The 17,866-nt window shown below is 53.4% G+C and carries 24 protein-coding genes; 9 read left to right on the top strand and 15 right to left on the bottom strand.

What is annotated here, in order from left to right; translation table 11 throughout:
- Window positions 1-27: 27 nt before the first annotated feature.
- The 14 genes from FHW16_RS26460 to FHW16_RS26395 all read right to left on the bottom strand — a co-directional run bounded on the left by FHW16_RS26460 (window position 28) and on the right by FHW16_RS26395 (window position 10,434).
- Window positions 28-927 carry a major capsid protein gene (locus FHW16_RS26460; RefSeq protein ID WP_182552267.1) on the bottom strand — a complete coding sequence of 300 codons (900 nt, stop codon included), beginning with the start codon at window positions 925-927 and terminating at the stop codon, window positions 28-30.
- Window positions 928-1,038: 111 nt separating this feature from the next.
- Window positions 1,039-1,986 (bottom strand): DUF6651 domain-containing protein, encoded by a 948-nt coding sequence (locus FHW16_RS26455; RefSeq protein WP_182552266.1) that lies wholly within the window; start codon window positions 1,984-1,986, stop codon window positions 1,039-1,041.
- Between the two features lie 82 nt (window positions 1,987-2,068).
- Window positions 2,069-3,628: a phage portal protein gene (locus tag FHW16_RS26450; RefSeq protein WP_182552265.1), complete on the bottom strand. Its 1,560-nt coding sequence runs from the start codon at window positions 3,626-3,628 to the stop codon at window positions 2,069-2,071.
- 66 nt (window positions 3,629-3,694) lie between these two features.
- The gene (locus tag FHW16_RS26445; protein WP_182552264.1) at window positions 3,695-4,954 is read right to left on the bottom strand and encodes a phage terminase large subunit; all 1,260 of its coding nucleotides are present in this window, start codon (window positions 4,952-4,954) and stop codon (window positions 3,695-3,697) included.
- On the bottom strand, window positions 4,954-5,616 hold the full coding sequence (locus FHW16_RS26440; protein ID WP_182552263.1) for a hypothetical protein: 663 nt from the start codon (window positions 5,614-5,616) through the stop codon (window positions 4,954-4,956). The genes FHW16_RS26445 and FHW16_RS26440 overlap by 1 nt, the downstream gene beginning before the upstream one ends.
- Window positions 5,617-5,986: 370 nt before the next feature.
- Window positions 5,987-6,949 carry a hypothetical protein gene (locus FHW16_RS26435; RefSeq protein WP_182552262.1) on the bottom strand — a complete coding sequence of 321 codons (963 nt, stop codon included), beginning with the start codon at window positions 6,947-6,949 and terminating at the stop codon, window positions 5,987-5,989.
- Window positions 6,900-7,223, bottom strand: a complete 324-nt coding sequence (locus tag FHW16_RS26430) for a hypothetical protein (RefSeq protein WP_182552261.1) — start codon at window positions 7,221-7,223, stop codon at window positions 6,900-6,902. Before FHW16_RS26430 ends, FHW16_RS26435 begins: the two co-directional genes overlap by 50 nt.
- Window positions 7,223-7,522 (bottom strand): hypothetical protein, encoded by a 300-nt coding sequence (locus FHW16_RS26425; protein WP_182552260.1) that lies wholly within the window; start codon window positions 7,520-7,522, stop codon window positions 7,223-7,225. Before FHW16_RS26425 ends, FHW16_RS26430 begins: the two co-directional genes overlap by 1 nt.
- Complete coding sequence (locus FHW16_RS26420) at window positions 7,522-7,830, bottom strand: DUF2829 domain-containing protein (RefSeq protein WP_182552259.1); 309 nt, start codon at window positions 7,828-7,830, stop codon at window positions 7,522-7,524. The genes FHW16_RS26425 and FHW16_RS26420 overlap by 1 nt, the downstream gene beginning before the upstream one ends.
- Window positions 7,827-8,468, bottom strand: coding sequence for an ATP-binding cassette domain-containing protein (locus tag FHW16_RS26415; protein ID WP_210278288.1), 642 nt, complete (start codon window positions 8,466-8,468; stop codon window positions 7,827-7,829). Before FHW16_RS26415 ends, FHW16_RS26420 begins: the two co-directional genes overlap by 4 nt.
- A complete protein-coding gene (locus tag FHW16_RS26410; RefSeq protein WP_182552258.1) occupies window positions 8,468-8,866 on the bottom strand; it encodes a hypothetical protein in 399 nt (132 codons plus the stop codon). Before FHW16_RS26410 ends, FHW16_RS26415 begins: the two co-directional genes overlap by 1 nt.
- Window positions 8,867-8,895: 29 nt before the next feature.
- Window positions 8,896-9,558, bottom strand: a complete 663-nt coding sequence (locus FHW16_RS26405) for a ParB/Srx family N-terminal domain-containing protein (RefSeq protein ID WP_182552257.1) — start codon at window positions 9,556-9,558, stop codon at window positions 8,896-8,898.
- Complete coding sequence (locus tag FHW16_RS26400) at window positions 9,548-9,733, bottom strand: hypothetical protein (protein ID WP_182552256.1); 186 nt, start codon at window positions 9,731-9,733, stop codon at window positions 9,548-9,550. The genes FHW16_RS26405 and FHW16_RS26400 overlap by 11 nt, the downstream gene beginning before the upstream one ends.
- Window positions 9,730-10,434, bottom strand: coding sequence for a ParB/RepB/Spo0J family partition protein (locus FHW16_RS26395; RefSeq protein ID WP_210278287.1), 705 nt, complete (start codon window positions 10,432-10,434; stop codon window positions 9,730-9,732). Before FHW16_RS26395 ends, FHW16_RS26400 begins: the two co-directional genes overlap by 4 nt.
- Before the next feature lie 87 nt (window positions 10,435-10,521).
- On the opposite strand from FHW16_RS26395, the gene FHW16_RS26390 reads away from it, so the two are divergent.
- The 9 genes from FHW16_RS26390 to FHW16_RS26350 all read left to right on the top strand — a co-directional run bounded on the left by FHW16_RS26390 (window position 10,522) and on the right by FHW16_RS26350 (window position 17,550).
- The gene (locus FHW16_RS26390) at window positions 10,522-12,120 is read left to right on the top strand and encodes a DEAD/DEAH box helicase (RefSeq protein ID WP_182552255.1); all 1,599 of its coding nucleotides are present in this window, start codon (window positions 10,522-10,524) and stop codon (window positions 12,118-12,120) included.
- The gene (locus FHW16_RS26385; RefSeq protein WP_182552254.1) at window positions 12,117-12,299 is read left to right on the top strand and encodes a hypothetical protein; all 183 of its coding nucleotides are present in this window, start codon (window positions 12,117-12,119) and stop codon (window positions 12,297-12,299) included. Before FHW16_RS26390 ends, FHW16_RS26385 begins: the two co-directional genes overlap by 4 nt.
- Window positions 12,300-12,398: 99 nt before the next feature.
- A complete protein-coding gene (locus tag FHW16_RS26380) occupies window positions 12,399-12,959 on the top strand; it encodes a hypothetical protein (RefSeq protein WP_182552253.1) in 561 nt (186 codons plus the stop codon).
- Window positions 12,956-13,357, top strand: coding sequence for a hypothetical protein (locus FHW16_RS26375; protein ID WP_182552252.1), 402 nt, complete (start codon window positions 12,956-12,958; stop codon window positions 13,355-13,357). Before FHW16_RS26380 ends, FHW16_RS26375 begins: the two co-directional genes overlap by 4 nt.
- On the top strand, window positions 13,354-13,830 hold the full coding sequence (locus tag FHW16_RS26370) for a hypothetical protein (protein WP_182552251.1): 477 nt from the start codon (window positions 13,354-13,356) through the stop codon (window positions 13,828-13,830). The genes FHW16_RS26375 and FHW16_RS26370 overlap by 4 nt, the downstream gene beginning before the upstream one ends.
- A 162-nt stretch (window positions 13,831-13,992) precedes the next feature.
- A complete protein-coding gene (locus FHW16_RS29235) occupies window positions 13,993-15,051 on the top strand; it encodes an NUDIX domain-containing protein (protein ID WP_182552250.1) in 1,059 nt (352 codons plus the stop codon).
- Between the two features lie 50 nt (window positions 15,052-15,101).
- Window positions 15,102-16,520 carry a nicotinate phosphoribosyltransferase gene (locus FHW16_RS26360; RefSeq protein WP_182552249.1) on the top strand — a complete coding sequence of 473 codons (1,419 nt, stop codon included), beginning with the start codon at window positions 15,102-15,104 and terminating at the stop codon, window positions 16,518-16,520.
- Between the two features lie 117 nt (window positions 16,521-16,637).
- Window positions 16,638-17,285 (top strand): ParA family protein, encoded by a 648-nt coding sequence (locus FHW16_RS26355; RefSeq protein WP_182552248.1) that lies wholly within the window; start codon window positions 16,638-16,640, stop codon window positions 17,283-17,285.
- Window positions 17,278-17,550: a hypothetical protein gene (locus tag FHW16_RS26350; RefSeq protein ID WP_182552247.1), complete on the top strand. Its 273-nt coding sequence runs from the start codon at window positions 17,278-17,280 to the stop codon at window positions 17,548-17,550. The genes FHW16_RS26355 and FHW16_RS26350 overlap by 8 nt, the downstream gene beginning before the upstream one ends.
- Here FHW16_RS26350 and FHW16_RS26345 read toward each other — a convergent pair whose 3' ends face one another.
- The gene (locus FHW16_RS26345; RefSeq protein WP_182552246.1) at window positions 17,551-17,760 is read right to left on the bottom strand and encodes a hypothetical protein; all 210 of its coding nucleotides are present in this window, start codon (window positions 17,758-17,760) and stop codon (window positions 17,551-17,553) included. It abuts the gene before it with no gap.
- Window positions 17,761-17,866: the final 106 nt, after the last annotated feature.

The raw sequence follows: 17,866 nt of genomic DNA, 5'->3' as shown, positions 1-17,866 counted from the left end.
TAAATCAATGTTGATTTACATTCAAGCTTAGATGTTGAGGATGCCCTTGAGGCGTGCAACGGAGTGAGTGGCCTTGAGTGCGGTGCCGGCATACCACTTCAGGCGCCACTTGTGAGCGTCCTTCGTAGCGTGCGTGCCGATGTCCTCGAACTGCACGCCGGCGGTAGGACCGCCGTAGATGCCGTGGAAACCATCGGTCTCGTTCAGACGCAGTGCGTAGATCGAGCAAGTTTCGTTGGCAGTTCCCTGGACTTCGTTATCCGTCAGGAAGTCGTTGATGATGACAGGTGTGCCATCATACGCCTTCACGGTGCCGAAATCCTTGATGGTGATAGAGTCAGCGGCGTTGCCAGGCATACCACGCAGGATTGCGCGGATTGCACGCCAAGTGGCCTGCTTCATCATCAGAACGTCGGCGCCATATTTCACGGCGTCCTTCAGTTCGTCCAGCATTTCCGGAGAAACAGCAGCACCGTTTGCACCAGCCACAAGGGTCTGGGAAGCAGGTGTCAGCTTCTTGATGCCGTCAAAGGACTTTGCGTTCACGTCGCTGTCGCCATTGACGATAGCATTGCGGAATACGCGGTTGATCGACTTGGCCTTCAACTGAAGCTGAATGCCGATCTGGTCATTGATACCAGACTGAACAGTCGTGGTGAACTTGTCCATAAGAATGTCGCCGCCGAGAACGCGCAGACGAGTCGATACTGGATCGAACGTTGCAGCGCCTTCCGTGAAATCCTCGTAAGGATCAAGGAACGTAGCCGAGCTGAGTTCCTTCTCGCGATTGTAAGTGTAAACCTTGTCGTTCACGTGGAGGAACGGCATGAGGGCGAAGAGTTCATCGCGATCGATGATCTCCTCGATAATACCGCGTTCCATGTCCTCCTGGGACAGTTTAGCGGCTTCTTCAACCAAAAGCGGCATAGTCTACTCCTTGTGAGCGCCGGTGAAATAGTAAGTCAATATTGACTGACTATTATGGTAACTCACCGAGTCCACGCTCACAAGGAGAAAAGTCAAAAATCATTGACTTTTTTATTTGCCGTTACTGTTTCGCTTGTTCAAAGCATTGACGATGATGCTCCGGCCGGACAGTCCGAGATCCTGATTGGTCTTGGTTTGACTGTTCGTGGTCCGCGAAGCGGCACCCGGATTGGTCTTGACCTTGACCAGAGATTCGCGATCCGGATCTCCGTCGATAATCTTCTTCATCGCTTCGTTGAACCCAAGCTGCTTGCCATCGGCTCCAGTCAAAGGCGTGCGTGCCTCTGCGCCAGCGGGCTTGTCGTAGGCAACGATTGTGCCGTCCTTCAATTCAAAGTGCGCACCATAGAGCTGGCGAGCCTTGACTGGAGTGAGCACAAGATCCTCTCGAATGAAAGTCGAGGTGGCAAATTCATTGCCGATAGTCAGGGCGTCAATCGTCTTTGCCGAAGTGCCGATCTGGCCGCGCAGTTCGTCAATCGTCGCCTGCAGCGCATCCTTATCTTTCTTGGCCTCTTCGATCATCATGGCTTTGACGCGTTCAAATTCGCCGCGTTGCTCAGCTTCGCTCCGTTCTCGCTCAGTCTTCTCCTTCAGAAGCTTCTGGACTTCGGTAAGATCGATACCCTCGAACTTCTTCAGCTCCTTGCTGCTAGTTTCGAGGAGTGCTTCCAGTTCGGTGATCTTGGCCTTGCGCGCCATGGTTTCGCGCAGTAGCTTCTTGTTGGCCTTTTCAGTCTCTGTAAGGTTCTTTTCTTCTTCTGCGAGGCGGGCAGCTTCAGCTTCAGCTTCATCGGCGAGACGTGCAGTCTCAGCCTCTTCTGCAGCCAGCGCTTCGGCGGTCGCAGCAGCAGCGGCGGCGGTAGCCGCGGCGATCTCTTCAGGGGTCTGACCACCGCCATCTTCGTTCTCAGGGGCAAGCGCAATGCGTGGTCCAAGCGAGGATGCGAAAATGCGGGCAGCAGATGCACCAACAGATGCAGGCATACGAGTAGTCATTCAGTTCTCCTTTGGCCAGTATCTCGGCCTATCTTCAGTTTTGACCAGTATCTCGGTCGTTTCGGCGGAGCGGATGCTCCCGTTATTTCGTTGGCGTTTTTGCTGTGACCGAGCCTTGACGGGATCGGGACGTTGCAGGTTTGCTTCCGAAACTTGATGGTGGATTGAGAACGAGATCTTCGCCCTCCAGCCACGTTTTGATGTCTTTCTCCATTGCTTCGCGAAGGTCTTTCTTGAGGCGAGGAAAAAGCTTGTCGACGATCTGACGCATCTGCTCGCGGCGCACTTCATTCGGAGCAGCCAGCTTGCCGAGCGCTTCGCCGACCGACAGTTCGTCAGCCAAGCGCATCACGTCGAAGGTCAGTGGATACTGAACGAGCTTGTCTGTTGGGATTGCGATGTTCGCCCACTTGCAGACCAGCTGAACAAGCTTGTTTTCTGCGTTCTCGCAGCTTTGCGCTTTGGACAGGAGTAGCGAGTTCACCCGCTCGAAATCGTAAGCCTTAGCGACACCGGACGAGTTGTCGATGCCGACCGCGTTGTCCTGCTTGGTGCGCTCGCCGGCGAGCCCGACAGTGTGGTAGATTTCATTGATGATCTTTTCGATCACCGTCAGGATGATCTGTGCCTGCTTTGGATCCGGAGAAAGGTATTCAGGTTTGCCGCCTGCGCCGTCGAACAGGAAGACGCGCTTGGTGCCCATCGATAGAACGGCATCGTATTCGTCATCGCCTGGCATGACTGCTTGAGCCGGCATGGCGAGTTGGGAGAATGTCTGGTCCTGGATGATCGCATCAAGATTGGAAAGGTAATTGGCAACGGCGCGGTCAAGATATCCGATATCATCGATGAGACCCGGAACTGCGTAAGGTGCATCGCCAACATTGTGATCAACGAAGACGCAAGGCACCACGTCGAGATTGTGCTCGCCGCGGTCGATCTCACGAATGACTTTCTGCTTCTTCTTGGAGCGTTTGAGAGGATCGACTTCGGACTCAACCTCCTCAAAAAGGATCCATTCCTTGCGCGTCCAGAGCCGAACGCGTTCGATGATATCACCACACGAAGCAATCGGATCCTTGTCGTCGCGCACGAACTCGCGCACCTTCACCCAAAGCAGTCCACCATCACCCTCTTCATCCCAGGCATAATCAAGCAGATCGGTTGCCGTGATGAGATAGGCATAGATGCGAATACCGGCCGCGCGCGCCTCGGCGATTGTCATGCCGCCTTCTCGCATATTGTTGTCCACGAAAATGGCCGCCCTGCCCTTCACTGAGTTGGAGGCAGTGGACATGCGCATTAGAGAGTCGATATTCAGGTTTGAAAGCGTCGAGTTTTCCCAGAAGTCCTTTACGACCTGTGGGGCGTCTTCGCTGCGTGATACGGGAGCCTTGAACAGATACTTCTGCACAAGATCGACGGTCTCGCGTGTGTGATTGAAGCGGTAAGCGCGATTGAGGCGATCGTTAAACTCCTGCTGACCTTCTTTGTGGAACTTGAAGATATTGTCGGCAAACCAAGCGCGGCCGCCATCATAGGTCGCTTGTAGAAAGCGCCATACGGGGGCAAGGCGATGGTATTCGGGATGCCTGCGCTCATAGAACGTGCGCAAAGGGTCATCATTTTTCGAAATACTCATCGCTGCCACAGAACCTTCATTGAACTATTGCCAAAATAGTAAATCAATATTGATTTACTATCAAGCTTAATAAGATGCGCCGTGAACCCGCTTGACGACAACGGGATGGCGGAAATCCGAATAGTAGCCGAGAGCATCAGTGGCATGTTCAACACCGGCCGACTTGTCCACGTCGCGCGAGCCTTCCTTATAGACTGTCTGCTCAAGACTATCGATGAGACCCTTGCAGTTGCGGTTTACCTTGAGACGGTTCTGGCCGTCAGCCGACAGAAGCAGACGATTGACCGAGTTTACGCGATCAGCAACCAACGGATGTTTTCGCTTGAACAAAATCTTCTTAAAGCCGGCATCTCGAAGGATCTCGATTGAGGACTCGCCTCGGTCGTGATTACGGGATGCGCCGGCCGGATCCGGAAAGAATGTGACCTGGTTCATATTGCGATAGAACCGCTTTGCCATCTCGTCGGAGACTTCCTGCGTATTGGAGCCCATCATAATGGCCTCATCGACAACCCAGATCTCGCCGTTGGGCTGCTCCTGCATGATGATGGCCGACATCGGATTGATGTTGAAGTCGAGACCAATGACGACGGGCAGCTTGTCATTGAATGGATAGTCACCTGTATGAACACGGCGGTCGAAGGCGTAGTAGACTCGGCCGGACATGGTCTCGAACGAGGCTTCGTATTCCTGGCGGAACGTGCGCGGATCTAGATCCTTTCTTGCAGAGCGGATTTCGCTCGGCGGAATAAATGGCGACATCGAGGTGCGGAACTGCCACGACTTCCAATCATTGACGACCTTGCGTCCGCGTTCATCAAGATAAACGTCTCCGCGCTGGCCCTCAACATAGAGATCGTAGAGCCAGTTGAATGCCTTTGGCGTGCCGATGAACAGCACTCGGCCGCCTGTTGTCGAGAGCGTCGGACGCAGAACCTCGAACCAGGTCTCCTTGCGGATGTCCTGGGCTTCGTCGATGACAAGGAAGTGAATACCGACACCGCGTAGCGAGTCGGGCTTATCGGCACCTTTCAGTTCGATACGGCTGCCATTGACCAGGCGAATGGTCATGCGTGTTTCGTTGATGCCGTTCTTCTTGATAAGGGCGCGCGGAATTGAATTTTTCAATTCGTCCCAGAGAATGCCGCGCGCCATTGAGTAGGTTGGCGCTACATACCAGACGAGCTGCTTCTTCTTGGACGTAGCGGCCTTGATCAGTGCGACGCGGCTAACCTGTGTCTTGCCCCAACGACGGCCGGCCACGATCACCCGGAAGCGGTGCAGATCAGACAGGACTGTCTTTTGGCCTTTATGCAGGAACAGCATTATTCGATGACCACCGGCTCATCGAAATTCTTGAGGATCTCGTCGATCTCCTCTTCATCATCCACGCCATTCTCGCGGTGGAAGCGGACTAGATCCTCAGCCGTCAGATCGTCAATCTGGATCGACGGAAGATCGTCTTCGGCAACAACGTCGTCTGCATTTAGGATGCGCAAACGTGCGTCAGCATTCTCCAAGAGCACTTTTTGATAGCGGTGGATCGCCTTCATCTCTTCGTCGATCGTGGCAAGCGGCTTGGCCGCTTTCATTGCTTCCTGGACTGTTTTTTTTGCCAGGAGCTCGGCCATACGCAACGCTTTGTAGGAATTGACGCGCGTTTCCTCGATCCAATCCGCCCGATGATCCTGGAACCGCTCCGCGATCGACGTTACGGTTGCAGTGGTCGAGGCAGTGATGGCCGCCTTGGCCGCCTCCTTCACTTCTTCGGCGCGCGAGCCCCATTTAATCTTCTCGTCCCGGAACCATCTTGAGAGCGTCTGACGTGAACAGCCGTATTTATCGGCAAGTTCGGTCATTCGAGCCTTACCCAATTCATATAGCTCGCGGATTTCCGCACGTTCCGCAGGTGTTAGTTTGCGGAACTTCTTACCTGCTTCTTCAGCGTCTTCGCCTAGCTCAGTTCCGGAGAGTGCTTCTTCGCTCATGGTCTCAATTATCAATCAATGTTGATTTACTTTAAATGAAAAGGTTCTTCCCGTCCATGCTTCGTCTATGTGTATTATTATCTATTAGAATACATATACGTATAGACGAAACGAGGCGAGGGAAGAGCTCATCCGGATCTGAACCAGTCGTAACCTAGTTTTGTAGGCTTGACCAAAGCAGATCGTCCGGCTTTCTCCTTCTCGATGATCCTGTGTATTTCAAGTTGCTTCAAACTCATCCGGAATGAACCATATGCGCAGGAATATGGCAGTAGCGCGTGAAGTTCGCGCACGCTGAGAAACTTGCCGGCATTCACGTGCCTGAAAATGATCTCCATGATCGCTTTCTGCTTGTCCGTCCGCATCAGCATCATGGCAGGCGCAGCCTTTCATTGACGCCCTGCCAGTCAAATGCGCTTAAGGGCAAACGATCGGGCACAGATCCCTTCGGATCCGGGCATTTCCATACGCCATAGAGCGGCGATGCGAGAGAAACCTGTTGGATCGCTTTGATGGTCGATCGCACATCCATCGCAGCAACACGCTCGTTCGCCTTTTCTCTGGCTGCGCCCGTATTTTCCATTGCTGAGTTCTTCTGATAGAACTCGCGGCAAAGTTGCACGGTCTTGTCACGTTGAGCTTCAGGTTGCGTCAGGATCTCGTTTACAATGGCTTCAAAGTCTTGGGGGTTGCTCACGAAATTGGAGCGAAAGAATTTCATGCCGGCTTCGAACTTGTTGGCGTTCTGGGGCGGCGCAAAGCGGAAGCCTGCCTTCTGACCGAAAACATTGAATTTCGACATCGATGACTGGATCTCTGTAAAGGTGTTTCCCTCCATGCGCGAGACCAAGTTCATCATGCGATAGCCGGCGCCGATGCCGCGATACATTGTATCGACTACAAAGCGCGAGATCACCCGAAAGTTGGCGTTGATATAGCGATAGCGGTTGGTATTGGTGAGCTTGGTATCCTGTCCGGTCGGCTTGATCTTCGGGAAGATAATATGTCTTTCGCGCAGCATTCCCTTCGGAGTGCCAGTCACAAGAACGCCAATAGTCTCTCCGTGCAGATCGAGACGATAGAAGCGCGGACCCAGCGGCAGTTTTTCGGCCTTGTAATGCAGATCGTGCAAGAGATTCCAGTCTGCGATCGTCCCGCGCTCGACAAACATGTCGTCTATCAGCGAGAAGCGCGCCCTGGGCGCGACCGCTCGACTTATGCGCGTCTCACATACGCTGAAGTCACAAAGCTCACCGGCGACTCTGTATGACGTTTCCATGATTTCACCAGTAGTGCGAGAGAATGACGGGCAGATATGGAACCAGTGGCGCAAGACCGCTGAAATCACTCCAGTGTGGGCAGTAGTGCGGCAGAAGGAGTTCGGCTAGTGGAGCTCCTCCGTAAGTGCGCATTACATTGCGGCAATGCTCCCGGTGGATAAAGTCGAGGATCCGGCACAGATAGCAGCCCCATTTGCGCTCTTCGGCCCATGCTGTGGCAGCCCGATACGAGATCGTCTGATCCAGGTCGCCAAGCAAGACAGTGTTGACCGTCCTGTCGATTGCGATGAACACGCGATAGATATAGATCCACAGGGCCGTCAGCATCAAAATGACACTTCCGGTCGACCAGGAAGATTCTTCCACCGCAGGGCGCGCCAACCGGCATTGACGTAATGAATGACACCTTTGCCATCGAGAATGCGGTGACTGTCGCCATCGTCCTTGCGCTTTACCCAGAGCGTCTTCGGCTCTTGAATCATATATTCGAAGCCGTCACTGAACGCATATGCTCGCCAAGCTTCGCAACTTACATCATGCTTGGTCATACCCTCGGGGTCATGAACTTGCGGAGGGGTTTTGGTGACCTGAAAGCGCCTCGTATGCTGATCAATCGTGTCTGGCATTAGCGAACCTCTTGCCAGTCTTCGGCCAGAACATCCGTCTGGGAGGCGAGCCAACCGATCAGCATTGAGCCGTCCACTGTCCGCAGCCCAAGAGATGGAAGGCGAATTGTTGAGCCCTCGGCGCCGGTTTCGAAATGGTTCTTGTCAATGCCGGCGATGAGATCCAAATCCGGACTTACCGGCTTGACTTGGGTTGCGCGCGGGGCAGAACCGGGATGTAGGAAGACGAACATGCGCTTTCCATTCCAGCCTTCACGAGCGACCTTCCCGCCGCGCTTTACAATTTCGATTGCTTGACCAAAGTTCATTGCTTTTCTCCTGTTACTTCAACCTTCTCGCGGAAGCGTTTTGTGACTGTAAGATCCGGGCCGAGTTCCTCGTCCAGGTCGGTGTGTGTCGTGGCGACCATCAGTGTCTTGCCGAGAGATCGAGCGACTTTTTGCATGTTGAAGGCGATGATCTTCGCCGTGACGCGGTCGAGGACGGCGCCAAATTCATCGGCGATCCAGACATCAGCGACGGTGTTTTCGATCATCTTTGCCAGCTTCAGGCGGTAGCGCTGTCCGTCGGAGAGTTCACCTGGCTTGCGGATGTAGATCCAGGCATCGGAGATACCGGCCTTCGCCAGGAGCCCAGTTGCCTCGACCGTATTGCGCCCGACCTGATCGATCACAGGAAGGTGCGGATCGAGTATGATTTGGTTGAGATCCATCACGGAAAGAGACTTGTTCATTTCCGCAGCGAGATCTTTCAGGAGAACCGACTTGCCGGAACCTGATTGGCCTGTGATGTAAACGACATCGCCCTGATCGATATTGATTGCCAGGTTGTCGTAGATTACGAATTCCTTGTTGGTCAGACCAAGACCGAAGCCCTCGGCAAGTTCAAGCACGCGCGGCGTGCGCTCAACAGAGGATGAGAAAGCGCGGTTGATGACGTATTCCATCAGTTTTCGCCCTCCTCGCCCTCCTCGCCCTCGACGTATTCGATGTGCGGATTGATCTCTTTGCCATCGAGGCCGATGACCGGCGACATTGAGGCGCAATCGGCCATTTCAAGCTTGAGGCTCTCAAGCAGCCCGACATAGGCAAAAGCGTGCGCGTTAAACTTGGTCTCGCCCGGAAACACCATGTCAGACAGAAACAGTCCTGACTCAGGATCTCGTCCGGCGATGATGAGGCTTTCCAAGCGACCGGTTTCGACGAGCTTGGTGAGCTTGCCGAGCATTTCAAGGAGGCAATCCTTGGTTAGCTTCTCGATCTCTTTCTCTTCGGCCTTTTGCTCCTCGATCACTTGGCTGAGGGGTTTGCGGGAGCCGAGAGAGATAACGTTGTCGTTGAACATATAAGCCTCAATAGTCAATCAAAGTTGATTTATGCGGCGGCCGATAGCACAGCTATCAGCGCATCCACTCCAGTTTTGCCGGTCTTGGCTTCGACGCGAGCGACCAGTTCCCGAATGGTGCGGGACTGGGCGATGGTCACGCGCTTGAAGCCAAGCGCATCGGTGATTGGCGCAGCCACATCATCAACGACGCCTGCAGCCCTTTTGTTCTCTTCAGCTTGGACCTCGACAGCGGCGCCGATATCGCCAACAAAGGCGCCCTCGTCCATTTCTCCGATATCATCTGTCGAAAACTGGATTTCAAAGTCGGAATAACCGGTCAGATCGATATCGATATCTTCGCCGACGAGGCGCTGAAGCTCATCCTGCAGCATGGACATATCGTATTCGACCGATGTCACCTTATTGTCGGAAAGGCGCATAGCATCGGCTTCCGCCTTGGAAAGATCCGAGCGACATACGACAGGAACCTTCTTCATTCCCAGTGAGATGGCAGCCAGTCGACGCCCATGACCTGCAATGATGGTGCCGTCCGTCCAGACAATGATCGGTTGCGAGAAACCGAATGCTTTAATCGACTTTGCAAGGTCAGTGACCTGTTTTTCATTATGGATCTTGGCGTTGAGTTTGTATTCCTTGATCCGGTCAATATCCCAGAGCTCAACTGTCTCAGCTGGGGTCTTAGTTGTCATGGTGCATCTTTCCGTAAAGGGACATCAATTCATTGTCGTTCAGAGCCCTGTTGCGCACCCACTCCTCATAGAACTCACCGTTGTCGCACTCTCCGCAGACTGGATTGGCGCGTTTGCCGACGAAGCGCTTGTTGTAGAATTTACAGGATACGCAATCAGGAAATTTGGTGCTCATACGTCGAGATCCGCCAGAAGGGCTTCTTCCATGTCACTAACGTCGACAGGAGCCGATCGACTGACGAGAAGATGAACAAGAGCATCGCCGGCATTGGTGAGTTCATCAGCGGAATTGAGATCATGATCGCGACGAGTTTCGGCGATTTTCGCCGTGATGCGCTCGGCATCGAGGATGGGAACCTTAAAGCGCATGACAGTGTGTGTCTTTGGCGCCTTGGGTTCGGGAGGTGTATTGTCGATTTCCTCGTCATTGTCGAAGTTCTCCTCAATACCCAAGTCGTCGAGCGCTATATGAGTAGTCGAGAAGATTTCTTCGAAATCGGCATCTGAGTAGGGAAGATACTGCAGGTCATCGTAGCCTGAGAGTTCCTTCAAGAGTTCGGCGAAGGCGAGCGTGTCATCCGTTCCATAGCGCGTATTGTCGAGGATTGAGACTTGTTTGGCTGTCGGATCATCGAGAGCGCCGAGGTTGAGGATCAGAACGTCGATTCCTAGCTTCTTGGCAATTTCCCATCGATGCTCACCACCAAGGATCTGAAGACCCTCCTCTACTTCGCGAACGAGTATTGGCCGAATAAAGCCGAACTTCTTAATCGACTCCTCGAGCTTGGCGTCGTTCTCCGGTGTGGTGATATTGGTGTTCCAGGGGTTTTTCTGGAGCGTATTCGGGTCAAGCAGTTCGGTTTTCGGTTGCGACAAAGGGGTATTCCCTGTTAGAAAAGTAAGTCAATAATGATTGACTATCATAACGCCATAATAAGGCAATAGGCAAATGGAAGAATGTGAATGAAATCTGTAATCCTGGCTCACAACGCTGTGACGGCCCAGATCCGGAATGCGGACAAATCGGTAGATGCGATCGTTTCGGACCTGCTGTCTTATAACGACTCCTCGATCGATGGCACTTTCGCAAGCAATGTGGGTATGGTCTCGGCCTATTCATCTTTCTACCAGATGACCAATCACACATTTCCGGCTGGCTTCGTTCACCTCGTTGAGCGCACGCTGATCAAGAAGGGCTATCAGGTGCGCTTGGTGCGCAAAGCTCTGCCAGAACCACTTGGTCCGTTTAGTCCAATCGTCGACGAGTTCGGAAACGACAATCCGGACTATGATTTCCAGATCAAAGCCCTTCGAAGTGTGGAGAAATACGGCCGCGGCATCATTCAAGTGGCGACCGGCGGCGGCAAGTCGAAGATCGCCAAGCTGATCATGGCGCGTTACCGGCGCATGACGCTGTTCATCACGACGCGCGGAGTTCTGCTCTATCAGATGAAGGATCAACTTGATGCACTCGGTCTCAACACCGGCCTGATGGGTGATGGTGAGATGAAAGTTACCAAGGGCGTGAACCTTGGCATGGTCCAAACGCTTGTTCAGGCGCTCGAGGTTCCTGACCTTGCACGAGAGCGGCGCGCAGTCACCAAATCTCAGCACCTCAACAAGAAGAAGGATACGTTCATTGCGCCGGAAGATGTCGGCAAACTGGCAAAGCAGCGCTATGATGAGAAGGTGGCCAAACGCAACAAGATCATCAAGGTCTTGGAGATGATGGAAGTGGTCATCGGTGAGGAAGCGCACGAGGCCGGTGGCAACTCCTATTACGAGATTCTGAAATACTGCAAGAATGCGCAGATCCGGGTTGCACTGACTGCGACGCCGTTCATGCGCACCAATGCGCAGGACAATCTGCGTCTGATGGCAGCTTTTGGCTCGATTCTAATCAAAGTCTCCGAAGAGCTTTTGATCAAGCGCGGTATTCTTGCGACACCGCACTTCAAGTTCATGAGCGTTGAGGGTGCACAGGGGTTGCATCGCACCTCGCCTTGGCAGCGCGCATATAAGCTTGGCTATACCGACAACATGAACATGCACAAGGCCATCATCCGGGATGGTCTGATGGCGCGCAAGGTCGGTCTGCCCTTTATGGTTCTGGTTCAGCACACGTCGCATGGCGACACGCTGGTCGAGCTGATGAAGCGCGTTGGTCTGCGGATTATGTTTATTCGCGGCGAGAACAACCAGAAGGAGCGCAAAGCCGCCCTCACCGCTCTTAAGAATGGCACGATAGACGGGTTGATTGGCACAACCATTCTCGATGTTGGCGTTGACGTGCCGGCTGTTGGTCTGGTGATGCTCGCAGGCGGCGGCAAGGCCGAAGTTGCGCTACGCCAGCGTATCGGCCGCGGTTTGCGTGGAAAGCCCAAAGGCATTCCGAATTTTGCGTTCATCGCGATGTATTCAGCCAACCTCAACACGACGCTACGCGAGCATGATGCGCAGCGTCGCGCCATCATTCAGCAAACACCTGGCTTCGCTGAAGGCATCTTGCCTGAAGGTCAGGACTTCAACTGGTCTATATTTGCTCGGAAGGAAGCCGCATGACCATCTCCCCAACCCGCCTCGTGGATCCAATCCACTTTTTCAACGCTCGAGGGCTGTCGGTTCTGTCCGAGGACCGGATCGAACACGAACTTGAACTGCTCCAGGAAGAGAATGCCAAATTGCAGCGCAAACTGCGGCTTGCCGAAATGAAGCTGCGAAACTACGAAAGAACGAAGTAACGAAAAGGCGAATTAGCGTTGCTCTCCCTTAGTAGAGAGCAGCGCCGTCTCTCCTCGCTATAAAGTAAATCATTATTGATTTATTTATGAGAGACAGACATGACCGAAATCCCCCAATACATTGCACTTTGTGGTCACCCAACATCTGGAAAAACCACAGCAGCCGAAATCATCGGCGAAATCTACGGTCACGCCACGGCCGATGATGGACTTCCCTTGCGCAAGATCGCCATCGACTACCTTGGTCTCACTCAGCACCAGGTATTCACTCAGGAAGGCAAGCTCGAGAACGTCGTGCTTAACGGCAGGGAATGGCAGGTTCGCGAAATCCTCGGCGAGATTGGGAATGCCTTCGAAGAGAAGTTCGGTGGCGACATCATTCCGCTCATGAGTCACAACGCGAGACCGAAGGAAGCAACCGCGGTCTTTGGTTCCGTCCGTCGTGAGCAGGGCAAATACTGGCGAGATCAAGGTGCGCTGGTTCTCGAGATCGTCAATCCTCTCGCCGGCCCCTCAAAGTTTGAGTTCGACACCTTCAATCCGGTTCATGCGCACGCGCAGATTCTTAATGATGGACTTGCTCGGGGTCTTTCGAAGGAAGATGCCCGCAAAGACTTGGCAGTCAAGCTGATAAACGTGATCGAAGGTCGCGTTGCATGATTCAGGTTTATCACGACAACAGGCTAGTCGGACATTTACACCTTCCGCTCCGACCGGGTCAGCGCGACATCGTGTTTCAAAACTGGGAAATTCCGGTGGACCTGCCTTATCCCGATGATCCAGTGCCAACCGATATCACCAGAACGGTCTATCGGCTTGAGCCACGTCGGGTGCGTTACGTGGAAGACAAGTTCGCAGATATTTCATCCCGAGTGTCTCGTGATTTGCGTCTTTTGGAGTTTCGTGCGGCAAACTGTGTCCCGGATGACGCCGAGATAGTGGAACTCCGCGATGATATGGCCGCCAGGACAGAGATTGAGTTTCGATGGAACGCGCTTCGGGCCGATATCGACGTGTTCGAAGAGCTCTTCGATAGAGACGAGTTTGAGCCGACATGACCAATTACACCCCTACTCCGCTCTACGACTGGCTCGCTCCGATTCAGGAAGAGTTCAATCACTTCATGCTCGGCGGAAATCTCGGCCAAGGAAAGTATCGCAACGTCTACGCGGTGCCTGGCCGTGAGGATCTCGTCTACAAAATAGAGACGCCACACGCGGAGCGAGACTTCTGTAATGTGACTGAATGGAACGTCTGGCACCAGTTGAAGGACACGCCAGCCGGTCAATGGCTTGCTCCCTGCCACTTTATCTCCCGCAGCGGATCCATTCTTGTGATGGAACGGACAAAAGAGATTTCAGCCAAACGTGTGCCCAAGCAAGTGCCAGACTTTTGCACTGATGTGCATCAAGGCAATTGGGGCTTGCTTAAGAATCGTCCCGTCATGCACGACTACGGTTTCCTCTCGGGCTTCATTTCTGTCATTCGCGACAAGAAGAAGTTCAAAATGGTAGAGAATACAAGGGTATAACGAATAAACGAAAGGGCGATTTCGTCCTTTCGTCCTTATACGGGATCAGCCGCCGTGCACTTTCCTGCATTTTCTCGATGTAGCCCTGACGATCGCTGCTATAATAGTCTGTGTGAGCGCTGAGGAGTTCAGCGCATTCAACATAGTTCGAGGGAGTCTCGAGTGTCTAAGTATCACTTCGCCGTATTCATCGGCAGATTTCAACCACTGCATATCGGTCATCAGCACGTCATTCGTGAAGCTTTAAAACAGGCTGAGCGAGTGATCGTGCTGATCGGATCTTCCAACATCGCCAGGGACTTCGCCAACCCGTTCACTTTCGAGGAACGCAAGGAGATGATCCATCGTGTCTTTCGCCACGAAATGGCAACTGAACGTCTCATCGTTGAGCCGCTGGAAGATAATCTCTACAATGATAGTGCCTGGATCGCGAGCGTGCAGCGCACGATTACCGATATCATTCTTGAATACGGAAACAATCACGGTTTCCACACTTCAGGCATCAATGACTTCAAGGTCGCTCTTGCCGGCTTCGGGAAGGACGCTACCGGCTTTTATCTGAAACGCTTTCCTGAGTGGGAGTCGATCCAGATCGGCAGTCAGTTCGGCACATTCAATGCGTCGAACATTCGTGCTGCCTACTTTCAACCCCTTCCCTTGATCCCTACACGCGGTCTTGATGACCAGGTGGCGGGTTTTCTGGAAGAATACATGCTCACCGAAGAGTTCAAGAGGCGCGTGTATGAGCAGCAATATCTGATCGACTATCGCAAGACCTATGGCAAAGGCCCGTTCCTGACGGCCGACGCCTGTGTCACACAATCCGGTCATGTGCTGTTGATCCGTCGCGGCAAGGAATACGGTCACGGCCTGCTCGCTCTTCCCGGCGGCTTCGTCAACGAGAACGAGCAGATCCGCGATGCTTCGGTGCGTGAACTGAAGGAAGAGACCAAAATCTCTGACAGAAAGGGCGAAATCCCGCCCTCGATGCTCGCATCCTTCATCACCGGAAGCGAATTGTTCGATCACCCCAAGCGCTCACTGCGCGGTAGGATTGTGACAACAGCCTATCGGTTCGTTCTACCCGATTCAAAGGAGCTTTTCACAGTGAAGGGCTCCGACGATGCCGAACATGCCGACTGGTATCGTCTTGGCGACCTCGAGCCACAGGTGTTCTTCGAGGATCACTGGTCAATCTTGCAGAAGATGATCGGTTTCTAAGCAGCGGGGAGTCCGCTGTTCCATCAAAATTCAAACGTGAGGAGTTCACGATGTCTTTCCGCAATCTTATTCTTGCTACCGATAGCTACAAACAGTCTCACTTCCTTCAATATCCGCCCCAGACGACCGCTGTTTCGGCCTATGTCGAAGCACGCGCCGGCGGGATTTTCAAAGAGGTCGTTTTTGTTGGTCTGCAGGCGTTCATCAAGCAGTATCTCACAGAGAAGATCGACAGCCTTGATGTCGATGAGGCCGAACTGGTCTGCAAGGAGCATGGCCTGCCGTTCAATCGTGAAGGATGGGATATTATCCGGCTCGAGCATAACGGCCGATTGCCGATCGAAATTCAGGCGCTTGCCGAAGGATCCGTCGTTCCGCTGGGAACGCCGCTTGTGCAGGTGCGCAATCTGGATCCGCGTCTTCCCTGGCTCTCGACCTTCATCGAAACCGCCCTGCTCCGCGCAATTTGGTATCCCTCGACTGTCGCAACGCTTTCTTACCATGTGAAAAAGATCATCTATAGGGCGCTTCTGCAAAGCTCCGAAGATCCGGATGGTCAGATACCCTTCAAACTGCATGATTTCGGCGCAAGGGGCGTTTCTTCGAGCGAAAGTGCAGCACTTGGCGGGTTCGCGCATCTGGTCAATTTCAAAGGAACTGACACGATGGAAGCGCTGGAATTTGCCCGTCGATACTATGGCGCCAACGAGATGCCAGCTTTCTCAATCCCAGCCGCGGAACATTCGACCATCACTTCTTGGGGCAAGGATCGCGAGGCCGATGCCTACAGCAATATGATCGATCAGTTCGGGTCTGGTATCGTTGCGGTCGTTTCTGACAGCTACGACCTCATGAATGCAGTCGAGAACGTCTGGGGCGGCGAATTGAAGGAAAAAGTGCTCAAGATGGGCGGAACGCTGGTTGTTCGTCCTGATAGCGGTGATCCGGTAACGACTCCTCTTGATGTCCTTCACGCGCTTTGGGAAAAGTTCGGCGGGACGATCAATTCGAAAGGCTACAAGGTGTTGAACCCAAAGGTGCGCGTCATCCAGGGCGACGGCATGGACCTCGAGAAGATCGACCGACTCTTTTGCACCCTTCTGCTTGAAGGCTGGTCGGCTGACAATATCGCTGTTGGCATGGGAGGCGGACTTCTCCAGGGCGTCATGCGCGATGACCTGCGCTTTGCTATGAAGGCAAATGCAATTCAGATCGACAATGGCGAATGGGTTCCGGTTCAGAAGCGGCCGGCGACAGATCCGACGAAGGCGTCAAAGGCGGGTCGTCTTGCAGTCTGCGCGACAAGGCTCATTGATTATCCGGTCGTAACACTGGCTGAAGATCAGGTCGAACTGCAAGACAATCTGCTCAAAGTGGTCTACTCGAAGGGAAATCTCGAAGCACTAACCTCCCTTTCTGAGCTGCGTGCTCGCACCGAGAAGCGTCTGAAGGAGGAGCTCGCTGCTTAGCAGCCGAAACCTGAATAAGTGTAAAGGGGCCTTCTGGCCCCTTTTTCGTGTCTTGCGAGAATCCCTACGAATCATGTAAGGACGAAAGAACGAAAAGACGCAGGAGCGAAAAGACTAATGGTCGAAAACGTCATATCGTGCTTGTCCCAGAAGGGCGGCGTCGGCAAATCAACGTTTGCGCGTCTCATCGCCCGGACCTACGCGTCGGCGGGCTGGAGCGTCAAGATCGCCGACTTCAACGTCAATCAGCTCACTTCGACCAAATGGGCGGCGCGTCGAATGGCGCTTGGGGCGACGCCTGAAATTGCTGCCGAGGTCTGCACAACGATCCGCTCAATCCGGCGCGACAATTACGACCTGATCGTCGCCGATGGGACGCCAGATAGTGATCAATCCTCGCTTGAGATCGCCAGGATTGCCACGCTCAACGTTATACCGACCGGACTGACGCTGGACGACCTGGAGCCGCAAATTCTCTTCGCCAACGAGCTCGTGGAGCGCGGTGTCGATAAGGAAACCATTCTGTTTGTTCTCAACAAGACAACGGACAGCAAGCTCGCGGTGCAGGAGGCCAGACAATATCTGTCGAGCATCTACCGCGTTGCAGAGACGGATCTCGGCCATAAGACTGGCTACCAAATGGCGCAGAACGTTGGCTTGACGATTGCCGAGACGAATTTCCCCACATTGAACGAGCGGGCGGACCAGTTGGCCGCGGAGATCGTGTCACGTGTTAACGAGATAGAGGAGAAGTATAATGGCTGACACAAAGACAACGAAGGCCCCTGTTCCGGCACCAAAACGCGCGAGGGCGTCGTTTCTGGGTGGTTTGTCAGAAGTGCCGACCTTTGCGCCGACTTCTGTTCCGAACAATATGACTGAAACAGAGTATGCAAATTTGAACTTCAAGGTCGATAAGGAGTTCAAACGCGTGTTTAAATTGACGGCTGCAACGCACGATATCAGTTATCGCGATCTGCTTGAGCAGGCCTTCGCCGCCTGGGTCGAAAAGCACAAGGCGGCGAAGTGATCATCTGATCTCGATATGCAGGTCTGACAGTTCGACCAGCAAGGCACCAACGATGATAGCCAGCGCAATGGAAATGACGGCTATCATCCATACCGGCACAGCCCAGAATAGCGTCAGAATAGTGCCGCCGAGCAAAGCCGCAATGATTGTGACGACGAAGCCGATCAGAAAGATGAGGAATTGAAAGATTCCCTTGAAGATATCGAACATCAGAGCTTTCGTCCTTTCGCCATTTCGTTAAGTCGTTCATAGCTCGCCCAGGCGCCGAGGCTCTCATTGCCAGCCGAACCGAGATAGCGCGCTACTTTCCGCAAAA

It is taken from the genome of Phyllobacterium myrsinacearum, assembly GCF_014138285.1.
Classification (GTDB): Bacteria; Pseudomonadota; Alphaproteobacteria; order Rhizobiales; family Rhizobiaceae; genus Phyllobacterium; species Phyllobacterium myrsinacearum_A.
The sequence above is the reverse complement of the archived record's forward strand: the minus strand, read 5'-3'. Positions and strand labels throughout refer to the sequence as shown.